This is a genomic window from Enterobacter cloacae complex sp. IR5428, from assembly GCF_049238585.1.
GTDB lineage: Bacteria > Pseudomonadota > Gammaproteobacteria > Enterobacterales > Enterobacteriaceae > Enterobacter > Enterobacter intestinihominis.
The window spans coordinates 1-21,999 of sequence record NZ_JBMKHV010000027.1 but is presented as its reverse complement, the minus strand read 5'-3'; the positions used below and the strand labels follow the sequence as shown (position 1 = coordinate 21,999).

The following is a 21,999-nucleotide window of genomic DNA, read 5'->3' as shown; positions in this document are numbered from 1 at the left end:
TGATTATATCGAAATGTTTTATAACAGTAAGCGTCGGCATGGTTCGAGCGAGCAGATGCCACCGGCTGAATATGAAAACCTATATTATCAACGGCTCAGAAGTGTCTAGATTATCCGTGGCGATTCACAATCGGATCATCACCAAACGGCGGGGCCCCCGTGAAATTACCCCATTCGGGTCTTGATGTGCCGGCTTTCCACTGCGCCGCGCCGGCAGCAATAAGCAAAATCTTTGCAGGGATGCACGCTGCATAACCTACAGCGCCGTAATGGAAATTCCCGAAGTCAGCATAAGCCCGTTTTTGTTGTTTGTAATCCCACGGCCCGCCGTTTCTTACTCGCTCATAAAACCACGTATACGTAAGCGGGGCGGCCATATTCTGGACTTCGTGACGCGCCCGCGCGAGCCTTATGTGTTCGCGCAATATCTCCAGCCCGCGGGGTGGATAAATCGGTATACATGCCATCGTTCTTCCTTTCTGCCAGGCAAAAAGGGCAACATAAGAGCAATAACGGTAACGCGTATTGCTGAAGATCAATTTATTAATTTTATTTGCAACATCAATAAGTAACGAAATTAAATAACACGAACCTATAACACAATTTGTATCACCTGCGATCCGTATTTAGTCATTAATGAGGGTTTACCCTCAATGGAAATGGAGTTTTAAAAATGGCTATTCCTGCTTATCTATGGCTTAAGGATGATGGCGGCAACCCGATTAAGGGATCTGTGGATGTTCAAAATAGAGAAGGTAGTATAGAGATACTCTCTTTTAGTCACGGCTTGTTAGTTCCGACCGATAACAACACAGGCAAGATCACCGGCACGCGCTTACATGCGCCGCTCGTAATTGAAAAAGAGTTTGATAGCTCCAGCCCGTATCTCTACAAAGCGGTAGCCACCGGCCAAACGCTGAAAAGCGCAGAGATCAAGTGGTATAAAATCAACGATGCGGGCCAGGAGTTTGAATATTTCAATATGCTGCTTGAAAACGTCCGGGTAGTCAGCATTAACCCCGTCATGCATAACTGTAAAGAGCCAGCGTTACAGATACACAATCATAATGAGGGAATACAGCTCCGCTATGAGCGGATCACCTGGAAGTATTGCGATGGGAACATCCAATACTCGGACGCGTGGAACGAGCGGGTTACAGCGTAAAAAAAGGGCGGTTAATCCGCCCTGTATTGTTTTTAGTGCCAATTCTTTCGCCCCCTCGGTTTGCCAGCACGTAGCCTCCCCTCAATGGCAACATCCCGCGCGATCACCTGGTGCCAGCTCTCCGCACTTTTTATACATTTGGGGTATTTTAATCATGCTTAATGCTGTTAAGCATTCTCTGGCAGTTATTGCGGCGTACCGCTGCCGCTGCATGCCTCCAGAACCCCAAATTTTCGAGTTTCTCGGCTCACGCATTCAAAAGTGAACTCTAAGGTCACATTTAACCCCGTGCTCCCCGTTCCAGAAGGAAGATTCAATAACTCTCACTCTTTCACAAACCCTAAAAACTAAAGAAATCCCCCATCGCGCCGATCATCATCCGTGTGTATTATTTCCAGTAGCTTTTACAACAACTAACCTTAACTCAAATACTTAAGCGCCAGAGCGAAAGGCATCATGAGCACACCGATCAAACGGCTAGAAATCATTAAAAATGCCATTGAGCTGGAAGATGACGACATCATCCGGAGCCAGTTGAAACGTCTCAAAGAGGAAGCCTTTGACGATAATCTCCTGTCCATCGTCGCGGCGCTTGAGCAGAAAAATTACACCGCAGCCCTTCGCGCTATCACCGCCTGGCTGCAAAGCCAGCGCGCCGTTACCCCGTGGCGTGACCCGCAGCTGGCGGCCAGCAAGCTGGAGCTGAAGGCTCTGGAAGAGCGCTTGCGCGATCTGATTGATCGCCGTAACGCCCGGGTACAGCAGCTTGATGAGTTCAACGATCTCTATTTCTCCCGCCTCGGGCCGTTGATGCAGCAGATCCTCGCCCTGCGTAAAACGCTGGCGGAGCTTAACCTGCGTCGTCAGCAGGCGGAGACGCGTCGTCGGGAAGAGGATTACCGCCGCTGCCAGGGCTATATGGCGCAGGCTGTAGAGGTTCTGACAACGCTCACCCGACGCTGGCGAGATCTGCCTGCGGATTCCGTTCAGGCGGCAGAGGCGCGCAAGCATCTTCAGCAGCAAAGTAATCTGATTGCCAACCTACTGGCCGAAGCGATGGAGCTGGAGACCGGTTTAACGCGTGAAGAAGAGCCAGCACGTCAGGCGCGCGATGAGGCCAACGAAGAGTACAAAAAGTATCGCGAACAGCATCATGATGCCGAAGTGCGCCTGCGTAAAGGCAAGGCTCTCTCTGAAGAGGATCGGAACGAGCTGAAGCGGCTCTGGCGTCAGGCGAGCAAGCTATGCCACCCGGATCTGGTTGCCGATGATTTAAAAGAGGAAGCCAACAGGATGATGGTGCAACTCAACCAGGCCAAACAGCGCGGCGACGTGAAGGCCATTCGCTCGCTGGTCGCCCGTCTGCAACAAGGGTTTGAACCGATGATGGCGAGCGACAGGCTGAACGACCTGGAACGTATTCGCAAAAAAATGGCGCAGGTGCGTGAGCAAATCGACACCCTGGTGAACGAGCTGGCAGAGCTGGAGAAGGAAGAGTCCTGGCTGCTCGTCTCGTCGCTCAGCAATATGGAAGCCTACTTTGCCCAGCAGGAGAAAGCGCTGAGAGAGGTATGCGCCTCACTCGAACATCAGGTGAGCGAAGCGCAGCTGGATCCCGCAGCCTGATTATTTGGCGTGCCAGTACGCACTGGCACGTACCAGCTGTGGGTCAATTGCGTCGGTTTCAAACTGACGGCTCAGTCGTTTCACCACCTTCCCCTCTCCGGTCAGCCAGATAAAGTAATCCTCTTCCGGCACGGCCAGCGCTGCAAGATGGTCGGCTACCGCCTGCTCGTTGTGGCCGATAACCCAGGTGATGTTGAACCCGCTCAGGTGCGCCAGATAGTCCTGGTACGCCGCATCGCCCACGGTGACGATGGCGTGGATCGCCGGGGGAACAGGCAGTTTTGCGATGCTTTCTAAACGGCGGCGCAGCGCGGGCATACCCGACTCGTCGCACACGTACAACTGCCAGGCGTAATCTTCCGGCACCACCAGCGAACCACGCGGACCGCCGATGGTCAGCTTGTCGCCCACCTTCGCCTCTACCGCCCAGTTGCTGGCAATGCCGCCATCATGCACGAAAAAATCGAGCGCCAGCTCGTGTTTTTCGTCATCGTACAGCGGGGTGTAGTCACGCGCCTGCGGACGCACCCCGTCGCCCCAGTCGATGCCTTCATCGGTCACCACAGGCGGCACGAAAGGGGTGCCCGGTGCCGGGAAAAAGACTTTGGTATGGTCGTCAAAGCCGCGAGAGCTAAAGCCCTCCAGCGCCTCGCCGCCTAGTACAATGCGCTGAAATCCTGCGCTGACTCGCTCAGTGCGCATCACGTTCAGCTCACGAAAACGCAGGTCATTGCGGACACGTTGAGGGTAACGGGTAGATGCCATGTTGATGCCCTTCTCAGGTGAATACGATATATCGGAATGAATTTTTAATGATAATGATTGCTATTAACTCAGAAATCAAGATCTTTTAGATTGCATCTGAATATATCTTAGATATAGTTTAGATATATCAAATTAAGGAAGAAACATGCGACACGAACACGACGGCGGCGGACGCCGGCCACGATTTTTTGGTCATGGTGATTTGCGGCTGGTGATCCTGGATATCCTGACCCGTAACGCGAGCCATGGTTATGAGCTGATTAAAGAGATCGAGAACCTGACGCAGGGACATTACACGCCAAGCCCTGGCGTGATCTACCCGACGCTGGATTACTTGCAGGATCAGGCGCTGATCACCATTACCGAAGAAGAGAACGGCCGTAAGCGGATTGCGATTAACGCCGCCGGGCAGCAATGGCTGGATGACAATCGGGAACAGCTGGAGCAGATCCAGACGCGTATCAAGGCGCGCTCCGTCGGGTTTCAGCTGCGCAAAAACCCACAGATGAAGCGGGCGCTGGATAACTTCAAAGCGGTTCTGGATCTGAAGGTTAATCAGGGAGAACTCAGCGACGCGCAGTTAAAACAGATTATCGGCGTGATTGACCGCGCGGCACTGGAGATCTCCCAGCTGGATTAAGCCAGCACGCCGTCGCTCACGCGGAACACGCGGACCAGCTCTTTCAGGTGCATCGCCTGTTCGTTAAGGGATGCCGCCGCCGCAACGGACTCCTCCACCAGCGCGGAGTTCTGCTGGGTGGTGGCGTCTATCAGGCCAATCGCGCTGTTGATCTGCGAGATACCTTCCGTCTGTTCATGGCTGGCCTGGCGAATTTCACGCAGGATGACGTCCATCTCTTCCACGTTGCCGACCATGCCGTTGATAAGCCCGCTGGCTTTCTCCACAAGGTTCATGCCGTCCTGCGTCTGGCTTGTGGAGCTTTCAATCAGCTGGCGGATCTCACTTGCTGATGTTGCACTTTTCTGCGCGAGCTGGCGTACCTCGCCCGCCACCACCGCAAAGCCGCGGCCATGCTCACCCGCGCGCGCCGCTTCGACCGCCGCGTTCAGCGCCAGAATGTTGGTCTGGAAGGCAATGGCGTCGATCAGGTCGATAATGTCGGACATCCTGTTCGATGTTTCGTTAATCAGGCGCATTTTGCTGGTGACCTGCTTCATCATCTCGCCGTTGTTTTTGACCACGGCAGCCGCATCGGCAGACAGGTTCGTCGCTTCTCCGGTGTGGGACGCGGTGTTCTTCACCGTGGCGGTAATCTGCTCCATCGACGCGGCCGTCTGTTCAACGGAACTGGCCTGCTCCTCCGTGCGGGCAGCCAGATCCTGGTTGCCCGCGACAATCTGTGCGGCGGCGCTGGAGATGTTTTCCGATCCGGTTTGCACCTGCTGCACAATCTCCAGCAGGCGCGTTTTCATCTCCATCAATGCGGTGAGGAGCAGTCCGGTTTCATCTTTACCGTGCGAGGTAATGCTGCCGGTGAGATCGCCATCGGCGATGGCCTCCGCAAAATTCACCGCGTCGTTCAGCGGGCGGGTAATGGATCGCACAATGAACCAGACAGTCAGGCTGGCTGCCGCGACGCTGAAAAGCGTAATCAGGATCAGCAGCAGACGATTAGTGCGGAAATCGCCTTCCACCTGCTCGCCCGCACTCTGCATTTCATGATCCTGGATCGCAATCAGCGCCTGCACTTTCGCTTTATAAGACTGTTGCAGGTCCAGGGTGTTGGTCATCATCTCGTTTATCGCGCCCGCACGGTCGTTATTCTGCACGGCCTGCAAAATGCGGTAGCGCGAGTCAAGATATTGCTGGCGTACGCCGTGGATGTCCGCCAGCACCTGTTGGGATTTTTTATCCTTGAGAGCGTTGTCCAGCTCGCTCAGGATTGCGGTGATGCGCTCGCTTATCGCCTTCAGACGCTGTTCTGATTGCGTCGTGTACATTCCCTGTTCGTCCAGCAGCATGAGCTGCTGCGTGCTGATAAATTCCTGGAAGTTGTCGATTAACTGGTTCGCTTTTACCGTAGTTGGATAGTCGCTGGTAAGAATGGTTTGCATTCCATTGTTTGCCCGATTCAGGCTCATCAGAGACAAGCTTGCGCTGACGACCATCAGGACAATAAATAATCCAAACGCCAGAAATAATTTCGTGCCGATCTTTACGTCATGTATGAACATATTTACCCCATCGATGTGATTATTTCTCAGACGATCGCTGTTATCGGTAGGAAACGCGCTAACTTTATGACTTTGATCGTTTTTTTATTACTCACTTTCAATGAATCCGGGGCGTAGCAATTAAAAATCGGGTACTTTTTTTAGTTACTTAATATTTCATTAACAACATAACTTATTCTGAAAAACAAAAAAGCCGTTTACCCCGGAAGAATAAACGGCTTTATCGAAGCATGCATTTCTTAATGCAGCACGGTAACCGCATCTTCAAGACGTCCGGCCCGGTGCTTAACCATCGCGGAAATCTGCGCGCTCTCTTCGACCAGGTCAGCATTTTTCTGCGTAATGCTGTCCAGTTCTGCCACGGCACGGGTCAGCTCTGTCAGGCCTGTAGCCTGCTCGGAGGTGGAGTGGCTGATCTGCGCGATAAGCTGCGTGACGTTTTTCACCTGCTCGACAATATCATCCATGGTACGTCCCGCGGCGTGGACCTGATCGGCGCCCGACTGCACTTTGCTGGCGCTGGCGTCGATCAGCTTGCGAATATCGTTAGCCGCGTTCGCGCTGCGGCTGGCAAGATGACGCACTTCGCCCGCCACCACCGCAAAGCCTTTCCCCTGTTCGCCCGCGCGTGCCGCCTCAACCGCGGCGTTCAGCGCCAGAATATTGGTCTGGAAGGCGATGTCATTGATAAGCGAGGTAATAGAGCCAATGCGCTGGGTACTGTCGGCAATGTCATCCATGGTTTTCACCACGGTCTGCATCACGGTGCCGCCCTGCGTGGCCGCGCTGCTGGCAGCCATCGACAGCTTGTCGACTTCGGCTGCGGTCTCGGAGTTACTTTGTACCGACGCCGCCATCTGGTTCATTGTTGCCACAGTCTGCTGCACGTTAGCCACGGTCTGGCGCGTGCGGTCGTTGAGATCTTCATTGCCCTGCGCCAGCCTGTCGCTGCCGTCGCGCACGCTCACCACCTGGCTGGAGACGTCGTTGATAAGCCAGCGGCACATCAGCCCCAGTTGTCCGACGGCCCGCAGCATCAGCCCCAGTTCATCGCTGCGGTTAAGATGCTGCACGCTGTTACGCTCGCCGGTAGCGACCCTGAGCGCCTGCCTTGCGACGTTTTCCACCGGGCGGACAATCTGTTGCTCAAACACCAGGGTGCCAAGCAGCATCACCACGGCTGCCGCCACCAGCGAAGCCCAGCCTGCGGCACTGGCAACCAGCGTTGCAGCCATCACCGCAAAAAGTACCGCCATTACGCTACGCACGCGCCAGCGCAGCGGCATCGCCGGTAATTTGCCGAGCCAGCCTTTGCGCACCACCAGCCCTTTATGAATGCGTTTTTTGCTACGTCCTTCATTGAGCGCCTTATAAAGCGGCTCCACCGCGGCGATCTCGTCCTCGGTGGCGCGGGTACGAATGGACATATAGCCCGTCATCTGGCCGTTACGCACCATCGGTACCGCATTGGCGCGTACCCAATAGTGATCGCCATTTTTACGTCGGTTTTTGACAATCCCGCTCCAGGGCTCGCCCTTTTTCAGCGTGTACCACATGTCGGCAAAAGCCGCTTTCGGCATATCCGGGTGGCGCACAATGTTGTGCGGCTGCCCGAGCAACTCCTGAAGCGTAAAGCCACTCACTTGCACAAAAGTGTCGTTAGTGTGGGTCATGTAGCTGTGGAGGTCGGTGGTCGACATAAGCGTGGTGTCATCGTCCAGCGGATATTCATTCTGGGTGACATAGTCAGGAGAGGACATAGTGAGCATCCCTTGCAGGTTATTTGAATGTTAATTTTGTGGCTTATGTTTTTTCGGCGATAAAAAATTTATCTTTAGTTGTTAAATATGATTGAGATCGCAAATCTCGGTTAAACCGCACTTTTCGTACGCTTTTCTAATTAATTGATTTAAAATACTTTCGACACGAAACTACCTACAAAGCATGATCCCCCGGCGCACACTTAAGGCGCATTTCCTGCCCTGGAGCAGTGCAATTGACGAAACCCCATCCCCGGCTCGTTATCCCTTATCCCGTGCGGCGCGCGATGGCATGATTAAATATTGTGCAACTCTGATTTCACCTGGCGTTTATCCCGATTTTTGTTAAGGCATCTGAGGTGGCGTAATCCCTGCAATACTTAACTCAGTATCATGTGATACGCGATCCCCGGGAGCATATTTTGAACAGGTTACCTTCCAGCGCCTCGGCTCTTGCCTGTACCGCGCACGCACTGAATCTCATTGAAAAGCGAACGCTTGATCATGAGGAGATGAAACAACTTAACCGTGAGGTCATTGATTACTTTAAAGAGCATGTGAATCCTGGTTTTCTGGAGTATCGCAAATCTGTTACCGCCGGCGGGGATTACGGAGCCGTAGAGTGGCAAGCGGGGAGTCTGAATACGCTTGTCGACACCCAGGGACAGGAGTTTATCGATTGCCTGGGTGGTTTTGGTATTTTCAACGTGGGGCACCGTAATCCAGTTGTGGTTTCCGCCGTACAGAATCAACTTGCGAAACAACCTCTCCATAGCCAGGAACTGCTCGATCCGCTTCGCGCCATGCTCGCGAAAACGCTGGCAGCCTTAACGCCCGGTAAGCTGAAATACAGCTTCTTCAGCAACAGCGGCACCGAATCGGTCGAAGCGGCGATTAAACTCGCCAAAGCGTACCAGTCGCCGCGCGGGAAATTCACCTTTATCGCCACCAGCGGCGCGTTCCACGGGAAATCCCTGGGCGCACTGTCTGCTACCGCCAAATCCACCTTCCGCAAACCGTTTATGCCGCTGCTGCCGGGCTTCCGCCACGTACCGTTCGGCGACATCAACGCCATGCGCACCATGCTGAGTGAATGCCGTAAAACCGGCGACGACGTGGCGGCGGTGATCCTGGAGCCGATTCAGGGCGAAGGAGGCGTGATCCTCCCGCCGCAGGGCTATCTGCCCGCCGTGCGTCAGCTGTGCGATGAGTTTGGCGCGCTGCTGATCTTCGACGAAGTGCAGACCGGGATGGGGCGTACCGGCAGGATGTTCGCCTGCGAGCATGAGAACGTTCAGCCAGACATTTTATGCCTGGCGAAAGCGCTCGGCGGCGGCGTGATGCCGATTGGCGCAACGGTCGCCACTGAGGAGGTCTTCTCGGTGCTATTCGACAACCCGTTCTTACATACCACCACCTTTGGCGGTAACCCGCTGGCCTGTGCGGCAGCGCTGGCCACCATCAACGTGCTGCTGGAGCAAAACCTGCCTGCGCAGGCGGAGCAGAAAGGCGACATGCTGCTGGACGGCTTCCGTCAGCTGGGCCGGGAATACCCGGATTTGGTACAGGATGCGCGCGGGAAAGGGATGCTGATGGCGATTGAGTTCGTTGATAACGAAACCGGTTATAGCTTCGCAAGCGAGATGTTCCGCCAGCGGGTACTGGTGGCGGGAACGCTCAACAACTCGAAAACCATCCGCATTGAGCCACCGTTGACGCTCACCATTGAGCAGTGTGAGCAGGTGCTGAAGGCGGCGCGTAAGGCGCTGGCGGCGCTGCGGGTGAGCGTGGAAGAGGTGTAAAAAACGCCGGGTGGCGCTACGCTTACCCGGCCTACAACATACTGCAGATGTCGACCCGGTAAGCGCAGCGCCACCGGGCTGCTTTTTATCGGTGAAACTCTGCCACCGTCATGGTGAAGCGAAGCACGGTATCGCTTTCATTGGCATAGCCGTGCGCCGCTTCCGTTTTCGCCACCGCCGACGCGCCAGCATTAACCTGTGCCACCGTCTCGTCCACCGTCAGGGTTAATACGCCTTCGTTCACGTGCAGCAGCTCAAACGTTCCCGCCGGATGTCCCGGAGAGGTGAACGTTTCTCCCGGATGCATCTCCCACTGCCACAGCTCAATCATGTCCGGGCCTGCGGTGCCTGCCAGCAATCTGGCGTAACCGCCCTGTGCGCCCTGCCACAGAACTGGGATCGCCTCTTCCTGAATAATGTGTACCTGCGGCTCGCTGGAGACATTAACGATATCTGCCACCGAAACGCCAAGCGCGGCGGCCAGTTTACACAGAATGGCAATGCTGGGGTTGGCAGCCCCTTTTTCGATCTCCACCAGCATGCCTTTGCTGACGCTGGCGCGGCGAGAAAGCTCGTCCAGCGACAGTTTTTTCTCTTTCCGCCAGCTGCGGATACGGTTCGCGACGGCCAGGCTTACCTGGGCAACATCGGCGCCCGCGTCGGTCATTATATTGACTTTATCAGTCATTGGTCACTACCATGGTATAAAACAGTCAATACAGGATTATTTATGTCTCTTGTAGCACCGTCAATAGATTCGCGACTTGTCGGGATCGCGCCCGGCTTTCGGGCGTTGAGCATTCAGGTTGAAGCCGCCCCGATCACCCAACCGGAGGTTGCTCCCGCCGCGCTGGCGCAGGTCTGCCAGCAGATGCTCAATGATGATGTGCCCTGGGCAGAAAATCATCTCGCCGCCTGGGATGAGGTGTTTAAAGCCTTTGGTGCAAAACCCAAACGTACGCCCTGCTCGGCCTCGGCTCTGCGTAAGCGCGTGATGAGAGACGGTTCGCTGCCGCCGCTCGACCCGGTGGTGGATATCTATAATGCCATCAGCATCCGCTACGCTATTCCGGTGGGGGGAGAAAATCTGGCGGCTTATGCGGGTGCGCCGCGCCTGACGCTGGCCGACGGCAGCGAGCCGTTTGATACCTTTAAAGAGGGTGAGCCGGTAGTCGAAAACCCGGAACCAGGCGAAGTTATCTGGCGTGACGATCTTGGCGTCACCTGCCGCCGCTGGAACTGGCGACAGGGGATACGCACGCGTCTGGACAGCCAGGCGCAGTCCATGTGGTTTATTCTCGAAAGCCTGCCGTCGATGCCGCTGGCGGCATTACAGGAAGCTGGCGATGAGCTGGTGAGCAATCTGCAAAAGCTGATGCCGGGCGCGACGGCGCGTGTTCAGTTGCTGGAGCTGGCGTGAACAACGCCGGGTGGCGCTTCGCTTACCCGGCCTACAAAATCAACCCCCCCCCGTACCCGTAGGCCCGGTAAGCGTTAGCGCCACCGGGCAAACACCGCACCCTCTCGCCCCCGTATGCCCGGTAAGCGCAGCGCCACCGGGCAAAACGCTACTCCGGCAACAACCCCACAAAGCAGCGTTTTTTGCGCGGCTCTGACATCAACTCTTCGAGCTTGTCCACGCACGCCAGATAGTGTGGCGTTTGCTTATGCGCCAACACCGCCTCTTCGTCTTTATAGGCCTCATAGATAAAGAACCGGGTTTTCACCCTCGGGTCCTGCAAGACGTCAAAGCGCAGGTTGCCCGGCTCCTGGATCGCTCCCTCGTGGTTGGCGCGAAACACCTCCAGAAACTCATCCACTCGCTCGGGTTTGATGTTGATTTCCACCAGCGTCACGTTCATTTTGCTTCTCCCTGTTTCTCTTCCTGCCAGAACTGGAACGCCTCCCGGGCGCTCATGTTCTCGTGAACCACTTTCTTCACCGCCTTCAGCATGGCGAGCGGCGCGCTGGACTGGAAGATGTTGCGCCCCATATCCACGCCGGACGCGCCCTGGTCAATCGCCCGCCAGCACATCTCAAGCGCCTCATGCTCCGGCAGCTTTTTGCCGCCCGCGATAACAATCGGCACCGGACAGCTGGCGGTCACTTTTTCAAAGCCCTCGTCCACGTAGTAGGTTTTGACGAACTGGGCCCCCATTTCGGCAGCGATGCGGCTGGCGAGCGAGAAATAGCGCGCGTCGCGCGCCATCTCTTTACCCACGCCCGTCACCGCCAGCGTCGGCATGCCGTAACGCGCCCCCGCATCCACCAGCTTGATGATGTTGTTGATTGACTGATGTTCAAACGGGCTTCCGATATAGACCTGCGCCGCCACCGCGCAGACGTTCAGGCGCAGCGCGTCTTCCATCGCCACCGCCACGCACTCGTTAGACAGCTCGCCCAGAATCGAGTTACCGCCGGAGGCGCGCAGCACCACCGGTTTGTTCGTCGCGGCAGGTACCTGGCTCCTGAGGATGCCGCGGGTACACATCAGCACGTCGGTTTCGCCAAACAGCGGCGCGATGGAGAGATCGATACGCTCAAGGCCGGTGGTCGGTCCCTGAAAGTAACCGTGGTCAAAGGCCAGCATCACCGTGCGGTTGCTCTGCGGATTGAAGATGCGCGAAAGCCGGGACTGCATGCCCCAGTCGAGCGAACCGCAGCCCTTCAGGGTGTACGGCACATTCTGCTGCGGCGTACCGATGCCAAAATCCTTGCCGTCTTTGATGTCGTCTAAATCAGCCATTTGCTCCCCCGTCAGAAATCGTATTTGCTGATGTTCTCTTTGGTGAACACCACCCGCTCCGGCAGCAGCACGATGCCGTTGCCCTTCGCCTCATACTGGTAGCCCTGCACACTGTTCGGCTCGACCTTCAGCGTCCCGATATCTTTCACCTCCACGCTGTCGCCAGGGTTAAGATCGCCTTTTTTCAGTAAACGATCGGCGACATTGACTGCAATTTTGCCCTGCTGCACCACGTCCCACAGGCCGAAGGCTTTCACCGTGCCGCGCTCAACGTACGGACGCATCACGTTTGGCGTGCTGAAGCCGACAATCGCCACCCCTTCCCGCTTCAGGTTTTCCGCCGCCTGTGCCGCCGCCGGCAGGGCGTTGGCGTCCGGGGCGATGATCGCATCCAGATCCGGATAGGCTTTTAAGATCCCCTCGGCGGTTTGCAGGGATTTAGTGGCGTCGTTATAGCCAAACTGCGTGGTGACGACCTGCCACTGGGGATGGTCTTTCTCGATTTTGGCCTTCGCCTCTTTCACCCACTGGTTCTGGTCGGTGACGGTGGGGCTGGAGTAGAAGAACGCCACTTTCGCGTTCGGTTTGGTGACCTGTTTGCCTGCCATCTCCACCAGCAGGCCGCCCAGCTGTTCCGGCGTGCCCTGGTTGATGTAAATGCTGCGGCACTCCGGTTTGGTGTCGGAATCCCAGGTCAGGACCTTCACGCCGCGCTGCATCGCGCGCTTCAGCGCCGGGCAGAGACCGTCCGGCGACACGGCAGAGACGATGATGGCGTTATAGCCCTGGTTGACGAAGTTATTGATCAGTTGCACCTGGCCGGAGACGCTCGGCTCGGTCGGGCCGTCGTAAGTCACGTCCACGCCAAGTTCTTTCCCCGCCTCTTTCGCGCCGTTGCCGCCGCTGGTGAAGAATCCCACACCCACCAGTTTTGGGATAAAGGCAATGCGGTCCGCCGCCTGCGCCGAAGCGAAGCTGAGGGCCATTGCCAGGACGAGCAGTTTTGTTTTCATCTTACGCTCCGGATAGTTTTCTGAAGAGAGAACGCACCCATTCACGGTGCAGACTCAGCGAACGCCCCATCACCACCACAACCAGCAGCGCCCCTGACAGCGCGCTCGACACCTGGTTGGGGATGCCAACCATCTGTAAACCCTGTTGCAGGTACCCCACCAGCAGCGCCGCCAGCGCCGTACCGACAACCGAACCTGAGCCGCCGTAGATATTCGCTCCGCCGAGCACGGCGGCGGTGAGCGCAGGCATCAGTAAATCGCGCCCCAGATCCGAACGCGCGGAGCCGAAATAGGAGACCATCACCAGCGCGGCAATCGCCGAGGCCACGCCCACCAGGCCGTACAGCGCATACGGCATACCGTTCACCGACAGCGCCGCATAGCGCGCCGCGCGCGGATTCTGGCCAATTAAAAACAGATGCCGACCAAAGCGCCCGCGATGGGTAATCAGCCAGAAGAAAGCGGTAATCACCGCGAACAGCACCAGCGGGATCGGCAGGCCCATCACCGTGAGGTTAGCGAAGGCGGTAAAGCTGTCCGGGAAGCCGCCGATCCCCTCGTAGCCCGTCGCCCCCGCCATGCCGGAGAGCAGCAGCGCCCCGCCGCCGTAGAGGTAGAGCGTGCCGAGGGTAATGACCAACGGGCTGATGCCGGTGTAGTGGATCAGCGCCGCATTCACCAGCCCGCACAGCAGGCCGAGCAGCAGCGTCAGCGGGATGGCAACCGCCATCGGCCACCCGGCCTGCATCATCACCCCCAGCGCGATGGCGCACAGGCCGATGGTTGAGCCGAGGGAGATGTCGATCCCGCCGCTGATGATAACCAGCGTAAGCGGCAGCGCCACGATGCCAATGCAGATAAAGTCGCTGGTGCTGAACAGCAGCATGTTGATGTCGAGCATGCGCGGGTTGATGGCGCCGAAGAGCAGGATCTCCAGCACCAGTAAAATCAGCAGCGCGCTTTCCCAGTTAAGCCTCATTCACGCCACCTCTTTTTTGCGTTTGGGAAACGGGGTGACGTGCTTTCCCCCTTTGTTACCGGGCTGGAAACGGCTGTATTTCAGCGCCCGCTGATGCCGCGCCAGTGCCTGACGCAGACGCCCGTCGAGCACCAGCACGCCCAGCAGCACCAACCCGGCGATAAAGTCGTTCCACCACGCCGGGAGCCTGAACAGCACCAGCACGGTATCGATTTGGGTGAGGAAGAACGCGCCGAGGAACGCACCGACCAGCGTGCCGGTGCCGCCCAGCAGCGAGATGCCCCCCAGCACGCAGGCAGCGATGGCTTTCATCTCCAGCCCGCTGCCGGTCTGGTTGGGCACAAAGCCTATCTGCGCGGCAAAGACGATCCCGGCGCAGGCCGCCAGCATGCCGTTGAGGGTAAAGGCGATCATGCGGGTGCGGTTCACCGCCACGCCCAGCTGGCGCGCGGCGGTGAGGTTATCCCCCACGGCGTAAAAATTACGTCCAAAGGCGGTGCGCGACAGCGTCCACGCGCCTGTGGCCGCAATAATCAACACCAGCATGCCGAGCGGCGAAATGCCGACGGCGGCAGGCTCAGAGAGGGATTTCAGCCCCGGCGGCAGCCCTTCTATCCACTTCCCGCCGGTCCAGAGCAGCATCGCCCCGCGATACAGCCCCAGCGTGCCGAGGGTGGCGACAATCGCTGGAATGCGCAGCCCCACCACCAGAAAACCGTTGAACGCCCCCGCCAGCGCGCCAATCGTCAGCGCGAAGAGAATGGAAACGGGCAGACTGTAGCCGCTGTTGAGAGCCACGCCGACGGCAATGGCGGACAGCCCGACGGTGGAGCCGACGGAGACGTCGATATTACGGGTCAGCATCACCAGCGCCGCGCCGATGGCCAGCAGGATCAGGATCTGCGAGCTGGCGAAGATCATCCCCAGCGTCTGTAAGCTCAGGTACGACGGGTTCAGCGCCACCAGCACGGCGAACAGCGCCAGAATGGCGAGAAACGCGCTCAGCTCGCGGTTTTTCAGTAAGATCTTCATGATTGCCCTCCAAACGCCAGCGCCATCATCCGATCGAGGCTGACGGCGTGGCGCGGCAGCTCGCCGCTGAGCACGCCCTGATGCATTACCAGCACCCGATCCGCGAGGCCGGGAAACTCATCGAGATCGCTTGAGATCATCAGCACCGCCACGTTCTGCGCCGCCACGCTTTTCAGCAGCTGATAAATATCGGCGCGCGCCGAGACGTCCACGCCGCGCGTCGGTTCATCGACGATCAGCAATAAAGGATTAGCCTCCAGGCAGCGCGCCAGCAGCACCTTCTGCTGATTACCACCGGAGAGCGTGCGCACGGTTTGATCCGCATGGTTGAGCTTGATCCCCAGCGCCCGGTGGTAACGCTCCACTACCGCAGACTCCCGCTTTCGCTGCTGCCAGAGCGACGGCTCGTTCAGCGTCACGGTGTTCCAGCGGACAGGCGCGTCGAGAAACAGGCCGGACACCTGCCTGTCTTCCGGCAGATAAACCAGCCCTTTTTTCAGACGGGAACTGACCGGATCGGCGGTGATCTCCTGGTTCTCCAGCCACACTCGCCCGCCGCGTACCGGACGCAGGCCGTAAAGCGTTTCGGCAAACTCGGTACGCCCGGACCCCACCAGCCCGGCCAGACCGACGATCTCCCCGGCGTAAATCTCAAGGCTGAGATCGATAAACCCTTCCCCGGTGAGATCCTCCACCCGCAGCACCGGGAAATCCTGCGCCTGGGTTCGGCGGTTGCCCGGCAGCGCCAGCCACAGCTTTTGCGTATCGCTTAGCGACTTTTCCCGGCTGACCGGCGTCATGGCGGCGATCAGGGCGTTATCGTCAAAGTGCGCGGTTTCGCCGCTCAGCACCACCGCGCCGTCGCGCATCACCGAGACGTGGCTCGAAAGCATGCGAATTTCCGGCAGCTTGTGCGAGATAAAAACAATGCCAACGCCGAGATCCTGCAGCGCGCGGATCTGGCGAAACAGGCGTTCGGTCTCGCCCGGCGTGAGCGATGCCGTGGGTTCGTCGAGGATCAGAATTCTGGCGTTGCGCATCAGCCCGCGCAGGATCTCCACCATCTGCTGATCCGCGACTTCCAGAGTGCTGGCAGCGGCATCGAGATTAAGCTGACATTGCAGCTGCTGGAGTTTCTCCGCCAGCCGCTTTTCCCGATCTCGTTCGCGCGGCAGACGAAACAGGATGTTTTCCCGCACCGTCAGGTTGGGGAAAAGCAGCGGCTCCTGTGGCACCAGATAAATGCCTAACCGGTGCGCCTGCGACGGGGTAAGCCGTGCAAAAGACTCGCCCGCAACCGAAAGCTCACCGCGATCCGGCGTTTCAACCCCGGCGATGATTTTCATCAACGTCGATTTTCCCGCGCCGTTACCGCCCATCAGCGCATGCACCTGCCCAGCAAGCAGCGTGAAATCAATGCCTTTTAACACAGGCACGCCAGAGAACTGTTTGCAGATGTCACGTGCCTCGAGAAGTGGTGTCATCATCGCTCCGCTATTGAACAAATGATTTTTAGATTTAATAATGTTCAAAAGCGTAGACGGTGAACTATATTTACAACCGTGCAGGGATCACAGTTTTATCGATTGAGATTCAGATAAACCGGGAAGGATCGAAAAGATCCGTTTTGTCGCGTGGCTCACATTTTCACGCCGCACCATCACGAACATATGATCTAAATTTTTATAAGAGTTCAACTATGAGCGATAAACGCACTGCGGAAGAAGGACGGTTTGCCGGGCTGGCACTGGCGGAAGAGGAGCTGGTGGCGCGCGTGGCCTGGTGCTACTACCACGACGGGCTGACCCAGAACGACATCGGCGAGCGGCTCGGGCTGCCGCGCCTGAAGATCTCCCGCCTGCTGGAGAAAGGCCGTCAGTCCGGGGTGATCCGCGTGCAGATAAACTCCCGCTACGAGGGCTGCCTGGCGCTGGAAACCGAGTTGCAACAACGATTTGGCCTGAAGCTGGTGCGCGTGATGCCCGCCCTGAATACGCCGCCGATGAACGTGCGGTTAGGCATTGGCGCGGCCCAGTCGCTGATGGGCGTGCTGGAGCCCGGCCAGCTGTTAGCGGTGGGCTTCGGTGAAACCACCATGAGCAGCCTGCAACACCTGAGCGGCTTTATTAGCTCACAGCAGATCCGCCTGGTGACGCTCTCCGGCGGCGTGGGGCCGTATATGACCGGTATCGGCCAGCTGGATGCGGCCTGTAGCGTCAGCATGATCCCTGCCCCGCTTCGCGTGTCATCCGCTGAAGTCGCCGGGATCTTAAAGCGCGAAACCAGCGTGCGGGACGTGATCCTCGCCGCCACCGCCGCTGACGTGGCGGTGGTCGGCATTGGCTCGGTGAACCAGCGCCGTGACGCGACGATACTGCGCTCCGGCTATATCAGCGAAGGTGAACAGTTGATGTACGCCCGTAAAGGCGCGGTGGGCGATATCCTTGGCTATTTCCTCAATGCCGAAGGGGAATGCGTCGAGGAGCTGGAGATCCACAAAGAACTACTGGGCGTCACGCTCGATGAACTGGCACAGCTGCCCACCATCGTAGGCGTGGCCGGGGGGGAAGAGAAAGCCGATGCGATTTATGCCGCACTTAAGGGCCGCCGTATTAATGGCCTGGTGACGGAAGAGACGACAGCCCGCGCGGTGCTGGCTCTGGCCATTTAAGAGCCCTCCCTGCGCTAACAATGAGGCATGCTCATGAGTTACCTTTTAGCGTTAGATGCAGGGACAGGCAGCGTTCGCGCCGTTGTTTTCGATTTGCAGGGCAACCAGATTGCCGTTGGCCAGGCCGAGTGGAAACACCTGAGCGTCGAGAACGTGCCGGGCTCGATGGAGTTCGACCTCGACACCAACTGGCAGCTGGCCTGCCGGTGTATTCATCAGGCGCTGGAGCGCGCGCGCCTGAGCGCGGCGGATATTCAGTCCGTCGCCTGCTGTTCGATGCGCGAAGGGATTGTGCTGTACGACCGCAACGGCGAGGCTATTTGGGCCTGCGCCAACGTCGACGCCCGCGCCAGCCGAGAGGTAGCTGAACTCAAAGAGATCCACGATTACCGGTTTGAATCCGAAGTGTATGACGTTTCCGGCCAGACGCTTGCCCTCAGCGCCATGCCGCGCCTGCTGTGGCTGGCGCACCATCGTCCGGATATTTATCGTAAAGCCGCCACCATTACTATGATCAGCGACTGGCTGGCGGCGAAGCTCTCCGGCGAGCTGGCGGTGGACCCGTCCAATGCGGGCACGACGGGCATGCTGGATCTCTTCTCCCGCGACTGGCGTCCGGCGCTGCTCGACATGGCCGGGCTGCGCGCCGATATCCTCTCCCCGGTAAAAGAGACCGGCACCGTGCTGGGGGCCATCACCAAAGCAGCCGCACAACAGAGCGGCCTGCGCGAGGGCACCCCGGTGGTGATGGGCGGCGGCGACGTGCAGCTGGGCTGTCTGGGGCTGGGCGTGGTGCGCGCCGGACAAACGGCGGTGCTGGGCGGCACCTTCTGGCAACAGGTGGTGAACCTGCCGCAGGTGCGCACCGACCCTGAGATGAACATCCGCGTAAACCCGCACGTTATCCCCGGCATGGCGCAGGCAGAGTCGATCAGCTTCTTTACCGGGCTGACCATGCGCTGGTTCCGCGACGCCTTCTGCGCCGAAGAGAAGCTGATTGCCGAACGCATGGGAATGGACCCCTACTCCCTGCTCGAAGAGATGGCGAGCCGCGTCCCGCCGGGCTCCCACGGGGTGATGCCGATCTTCTCCGACGCGATGCATTTCAAACAGTGGTACCACGCCGCGCCGTCGTTTATTAACCTCTCCATTGACCCGGAAAAGTGCAACAAAGCGACGCTGTTCCGCGCGCTGGAAGAGAACGCGGCGATCGTCTCGGCCTGCAACCTGGCGCAGATTTCGCGCTTCTCCGGCGTGACGTTTGAGAGCCTGGTGTTTGCCGGCGGCGGCGCAAAGGGCGCCCTGTGGAGCCAGATTTTAAGCGACGTCACCGGCCTGCCGGTGCGCGTGCCAGAAGTCAAAGAGGCAACGGCGCTCGGCTGCGCCATTGCCGCAGGAGCTGGCGCGGGGCTGTTCGCGGATATGGCCTCGACGGGCGAGCGGCTGGTGAAGTGGAGCCGCGAGTTCACGCCAAACCCGGCGCACCGCGAGCTGTACGACGGCATGATGCAGAAATGGCAGGCGGTATACGCGGACCAGCTCGGGCTGGTGGACAGCGGGCTGACAACCTCGATGTGGCAGGCGCCGGGCCTGATGCGCGACACACGCCCCTCACCCTAACCCTCTCCCCAGAGGGGAGAGGGGACTGCTCCGTGCGGCCTTTCACCCTCTCCCCTCTGGGGAGAGGGCCGGGGTGAGGGGTGAAGTTCTTTGAGATCTATCACAATCATTCGATCCCGCTTTTACCTTTCTGCCGCCGCTGGCTAAATTAGTAACTCATCCGACCACATAACAATAATTTTACACTGGAAGAGACTATGAGCCGCTACCCGTCGTTATTCGCCCCTCTCGATCTGGGGTTCACTACCCTCAAAAACCGCGTGTTAATGGGCTCAATGCACACCGGGCTGGAGGAGCGTCCGGACGGGGCTGAACGTCTGGCAGCCTTCTATGCCGAGCGCGCGCGCCACGGGGTGGCGCTGATTGTCACCGGCGGCGTAGCCCCTGCCCCTTCCGGGGTGACAATGGAGGGCGGCGCGGTGTTGAATGATGCGTCACAACTGCCGCACCACCGCATGGTGACCGACGCGGTTCACAACGAGGGCGGCAAAATCGCCCTGCAAATTCTGCATACCGGGCGCTACAGCTATCAGCCGAACCTGGTTGCCCCCTCGGCTATTCAGGCGCCGATTAACCGCTTTACTCCCCATGCCCTCAGCCATGACGAGATCCTGGCGCTGATAGATGACTTTGCTCGCTGCGCCGCGCTGGCGCGGGAAGCGGGTTACGACGGCGTGGAGGTGATGGGCTCAGAAGGCTACCTGATCAACGAATTCCTCGCCGCACGCACCAACCAGCGCGACGACGAATGGGGTGGTGACTATGCCCGCCGCATGCATTTTGCCGTGGAGGTGGTGCGTGCGGTGCGTGAACGTGCGGGTGCGGATTTTATTATCATCTTCCGCCTGTCGATGCTCGACCTGGTGGAAGGCGGCGGCACCTTCGACGAAACCGTGCAGCTGGCGCAGGCGATTGAAGCCGCTGGTGCCACCATTATCAACACCGGGATTGGCTGGCACGAAGCGCGCATCCCCACCATCGCCACGCCGGTGCCGCGTGCGGCGTTCAGCTGGGTAACGCGCAAGCTGAAAGGCAAAGTCTCCGTTCCGCTGGTGACCACTAACCGCATTAACGATCCGCAGGTGGCGGACGATGTGATCTCCCGCGGCGACGCCGATATGGTGTCGATGGCGCGTCCGTTCCTCGCGGATGCCGAACTGCTCTCCAAAGCGCAAAGCGGCCGTGCGGATGAGATCAACACCTGTATCGGCTGTAACCAGGCGTGTCTGGATCAGATCTTCGTCGGCAAGGTCACCTCCTGCCTGGTGAATCCCCGCGCCTGCCATGAAACCAAAATGCCGATCGTTCCTGCGACCAACAAGAAGCGTCTGGCCGTGGTGGGCGCAGGACCCGCTGGCCTGGCGTTTGCGGTCAATGCCGCCTCGCGTGGGCACAGCGTGACGCTGTTTGATGCGCTGGCGGAAATCGGCGGGCAGTTTACTATCGCCAGACAGATCCCCGGCAAAGAGGAGTTCTATGAAACGCTGCGCTATTACCGCCGGATGATCGAGGTGACGGGCGTCGATCTGCGGCTCAATCAGGTTGTCAGCGCGGCGGATCTGATCGGTTTCGACGAGGTGATCCTCGCGAGTGGGATCGCCCCGCGCACCCCTGCGATCGAAGGCATCGATCATCCGAAGGTATTGAGCTATCTGGACGTGCTGCGCGACAAAGCGCCGGTTGGCGTGAAGGTGGCGATCATCGGCTGCGGCGGGATCGGTTTTGATACCGCGATGTATTTAAGCCAGCCGGGCGAAGCCACCAGCCAGAACATCGCTGAGTTCTGCGTGGAATGGGGCATTGATACCAGTCTCAGTCAGTCCGGTGGTTTACGCCCGGAAGGTCCGCAACTGCCGAAAAGCCCGCGTCAGATCGTGATGCTCCAGCGTAAAGCCAGCAAGCCGGGTGAAGGGCTGGGGAAAACCACAGGCTGGATCCACCGCGCCACCCTGCTCTCGCGCGGGGTAAAGATGATCCCGGGGGTGAGCTACCAGAAGATCGACGACGACGGGCTGCATGTGCTGATCGGTGGTGAACCGCAGCTGCTGCGCGTGGATCATGTGATTTTGTGCGCCGGACAGGAGCCAAAGCGCGATCTGGCCGATCCGCTGCGCGAAGCGGGTAAAACGGTGCATTTGATCGGCGGGTGCGACGTGGCGATGGAACTGGATGCGCGGCGGGCGATTGCGCAGGGGACAAAACTGGCGCTGAGTATTTAACGGCATCGCCCGGTGGCGCTTCGCTTACCGGGCCTACGGGTCCGAGGCCATTGTAGGCCCGGTAAGCGAAGGGTATGAACCGGAAACATGGGTAACACTTTAGACCGGATACATGGGTAACAGTTATAACTGGCATAGAAGAGGAGACTCGCTATGCCCTGGACTGAGACCCGACCTATGCAACGCCTTGATTTTATCCGTGCCTGCCATGCAGGTACGGATTCTTTTTCTGCCCTCTGCCGTCTCTTCGGCATCAGTCGAAAAACCGGTTACAAATAGCTTCAGCGTTTTGACCCCTCTGACCTGTCATCTCTCTCTGACCGGTCGCGTGCTCCGCACTCCCACTCCCGGACAGTTCCTGATGATATCGCCGGGCAGCTTACGGCCCTGAGGCAAAAACACCCT

General features: G+C 58.4%; 19 protein-coding genes. 8 read left to right on the top strand and 11 right to left on the bottom strand.

Annotated elements, in window-relative coordinates; genetic code table 11:
- Positions 1 to 110: 110 nt before the first annotated feature.
- Complete coding sequence (locus tag ACOTXC_RS22380) at positions 111 to 467, bottom strand: polymorphic toxin type 44 domain-containing protein (protein ID WP_421767959.1); 357 nt, start codon at positions 465 to 467, stop codon at positions 111 to 113.
- 206 nt (positions 468 to 673) lie between these two features.
- Here ACOTXC_RS22380 and ACOTXC_RS22375 point away from each other — a divergent pair, with 206 nt between their 5' ends.
- A complete protein-coding gene (locus ACOTXC_RS22375) occupies positions 674 to 1,165 on the top strand; it encodes an Hcp family type VI secretion system effector (RefSeq protein ID WP_324286006.1) in 492 nt (163 codons plus the stop codon).
- A 456-nt stretch (positions 1,166 to 1,621) separates the two neighbouring features.
- Complete coding sequence (locus tag ACOTXC_RS22370; RefSeq protein ID WP_045308006.1) at positions 1,622 to 2,791, top strand: DNA repair protein; 1,170 nt, start codon at positions 1,622 to 1,624, stop codon at positions 2,789 to 2,791.
- Here the strand turns inward: ACOTXC_RS22370 and ACOTXC_RS22365 are convergent, their stop codons facing one another.
- Positions 2,792 to 3,556 (bottom strand): siderophore-interacting protein, encoded by a 765-nt coding sequence (locus tag ACOTXC_RS22365; RefSeq protein WP_032626343.1) that lies wholly within the window; start codon positions 3,554 to 3,556, stop codon positions 2,792 to 2,794.
- 145 nt (positions 3,557 to 3,701) lie between these two features.
- On the opposite strand from ACOTXC_RS22365, the gene ACOTXC_RS22360 reads away from it, so the two are divergent.
- Complete coding sequence (locus ACOTXC_RS22360; RefSeq protein WP_017382401.1) at positions 3,702 to 4,196, top strand: PadR family transcriptional regulator; 495 nt, start codon at positions 3,702 to 3,704, stop codon at positions 4,194 to 4,196.
- On the opposite strand, the gene ACOTXC_RS22355 is transcribed toward ACOTXC_RS22360, so the two are convergent.
- Positions 4,193 to 5,752: a methyl-accepting chemotaxis protein gene (locus tag ACOTXC_RS22355; protein WP_421767958.1), complete on the bottom strand. Its 1,560-nt coding sequence runs from the start codon at positions 5,750 to 5,752 to the stop codon at positions 4,193 to 4,195. The genes ACOTXC_RS22360 and ACOTXC_RS22355 overlap by 4 nt on opposite strands.
- 239 nt (positions 5,753 to 5,991) lie before the next feature.
- On the bottom strand, positions 5,992 to 7,512 hold the full coding sequence (locus ACOTXC_RS22350) for a methyl-accepting chemotaxis protein (protein ID WP_063152828.1): 1,521 nt from the start codon (positions 7,510 to 7,512) through the stop codon (positions 5,992 to 5,994).
- 422 nt (positions 7,513 to 7,934) lie between these two features.
- Between ACOTXC_RS22350 and ygjG the strand changes: the two genes are divergently transcribed.
- Entirely contained in the window at positions 7,935 to 9,314 is a 1,380-nt protein-coding gene (ygjG, locus tag ACOTXC_RS22345; RefSeq protein ID WP_421767957.1) for a putrescine aminotransferase, read from the top strand.
- An 85-nt stretch (positions 9,315 to 9,399) separates the two neighbouring features.
- Here the strand turns inward: ygjG and ACOTXC_RS22340 are convergent, their stop codons facing one another.
- Positions 9,400 to 10,002: a helix-turn-helix domain-containing protein gene (locus ACOTXC_RS22340; RefSeq protein ID WP_045308009.1), complete on the bottom strand. Its 603-nt coding sequence runs from the start codon at positions 10,000 to 10,002 to the stop codon at positions 9,400 to 9,402.
- 42 nt (positions 10,003 to 10,044) lie between these two features.
- Here ACOTXC_RS22340 and ACOTXC_RS22335 point away from each other — a divergent pair, with 42 nt between their 5' ends.
- The gene (locus tag ACOTXC_RS22335; protein ID WP_023298680.1) at positions 10,045 to 10,734 is read left to right on the top strand and encodes a B3/4 domain-containing protein; all 690 of its coding nucleotides are present in this window, start codon (positions 10,045 to 10,047) and stop codon (positions 10,732 to 10,734) included.
- A 148-nt stretch (positions 10,735 to 10,882) separates the two neighbouring features.
- On the opposite strand, the gene lsrG is transcribed toward ACOTXC_RS22335, so the two are convergent.
- The 6 genes from lsrG to lsrA are packed head-to-tail and all read right to left on the bottom strand — an operon-like array spanning position 10,883 to position 16,568.
- Entirely contained in the window at positions 10,883 to 11,176 is a 294-nt protein-coding gene (gene lsrG / locus ACOTXC_RS22330; protein ID WP_022649458.1) for a (4S)-4-hydroxy-5-phosphonooxypentane-2,3-dione isomerase, read from the bottom strand.
- On the bottom strand, positions 11,173 to 12,060 hold the full coding sequence (lsrF, locus tag ACOTXC_RS22325; protein ID WP_022649459.1) for a 3-hydroxy-5-phosphonooxypentane-2,4-dione thiolase: 888 nt from the start codon (positions 12,058 to 12,060) through the stop codon (positions 11,173 to 11,175). Before lsrF ends, lsrG begins: the two co-directional genes overlap by 4 nt.
- Before the next feature lie 11 nt (positions 12,061 to 12,071).
- A complete protein-coding gene (gene lsrB, locus ACOTXC_RS22320; RefSeq protein WP_032626349.1) occupies positions 12,072 to 13,073 on the bottom strand; it encodes an autoinducer 2 ABC transporter substrate-binding protein LsrB in 1,002 nt (333 codons plus the stop codon).
- 1 nt (position 13,074) lies between these two features.
- The gene (gene lsrD, locus ACOTXC_RS22315; RefSeq protein ID WP_022649461.1) at positions 13,075 to 14,052 is read right to left on the bottom strand and encodes an autoinducer 2 ABC transporter permease LsrD; all 978 of its coding nucleotides are present in this window, start codon (positions 14,050 to 14,052) and stop codon (positions 13,075 to 13,077) included.
- The gene (gene lsrC / locus ACOTXC_RS22310; RefSeq protein WP_150312440.1) at positions 14,053 to 15,084 is read right to left on the bottom strand and encodes an autoinducer 2 ABC transporter permease LsrC; all 1,032 of its coding nucleotides are present in this window, start codon (positions 15,082 to 15,084) and stop codon (positions 14,053 to 14,055) included.
- Positions 15,081 to 16,568 carry an autoinducer 2 ABC transporter ATP-binding protein LsrA gene (lsrA, locus tag ACOTXC_RS22305; RefSeq protein ID WP_421767960.1) on the bottom strand — a complete coding sequence of 496 codons (1,488 nt, stop codon included), beginning with the start codon at positions 16,566 to 16,568 and terminating at the stop codon, positions 15,081 to 15,083. Before lsrA ends, lsrC begins: the two co-directional genes overlap by 4 nt.
- 215 nt (positions 16,569 to 16,783) lie before the next feature.
- On the opposite strand from lsrA, the gene lsrR reads away from it, so the two are divergent.
- The 3 genes from lsrR (at position 16,784) to ACOTXC_RS22290 (ending at position 21,594) form a co-directional block, all read left to right on the top strand.
- Complete coding sequence (gene lsrR / locus ACOTXC_RS22300; RefSeq protein ID WP_022649464.1) at positions 16,784 to 17,755, top strand: transcriptional regulator LsrR; 972 nt, start codon at positions 16,784 to 16,786, stop codon at positions 17,753 to 17,755.
- A gap of 33 nt (positions 17,756 to 17,788) precedes the next feature.
- Positions 17,789 to 19,375, top strand: a complete 1,587-nt coding sequence (lsrK, locus tag ACOTXC_RS22295; RefSeq protein WP_063152832.1) for an autoinducer-2 kinase — start codon at positions 17,789 to 17,791, stop codon at positions 19,373 to 19,375.
- 197 nt (positions 19,376 to 19,572) lie between these two features.
- A complete protein-coding gene (locus tag ACOTXC_RS22290) occupies positions 19,573 to 21,594 on the top strand; it encodes an FAD-dependent oxidoreductase (RefSeq protein ID WP_421767956.1) in 2,022 nt (673 codons plus the stop codon).
- The last annotated feature ends 405 nt before the right edge of the window (positions 21,595 to 21,999 follow it).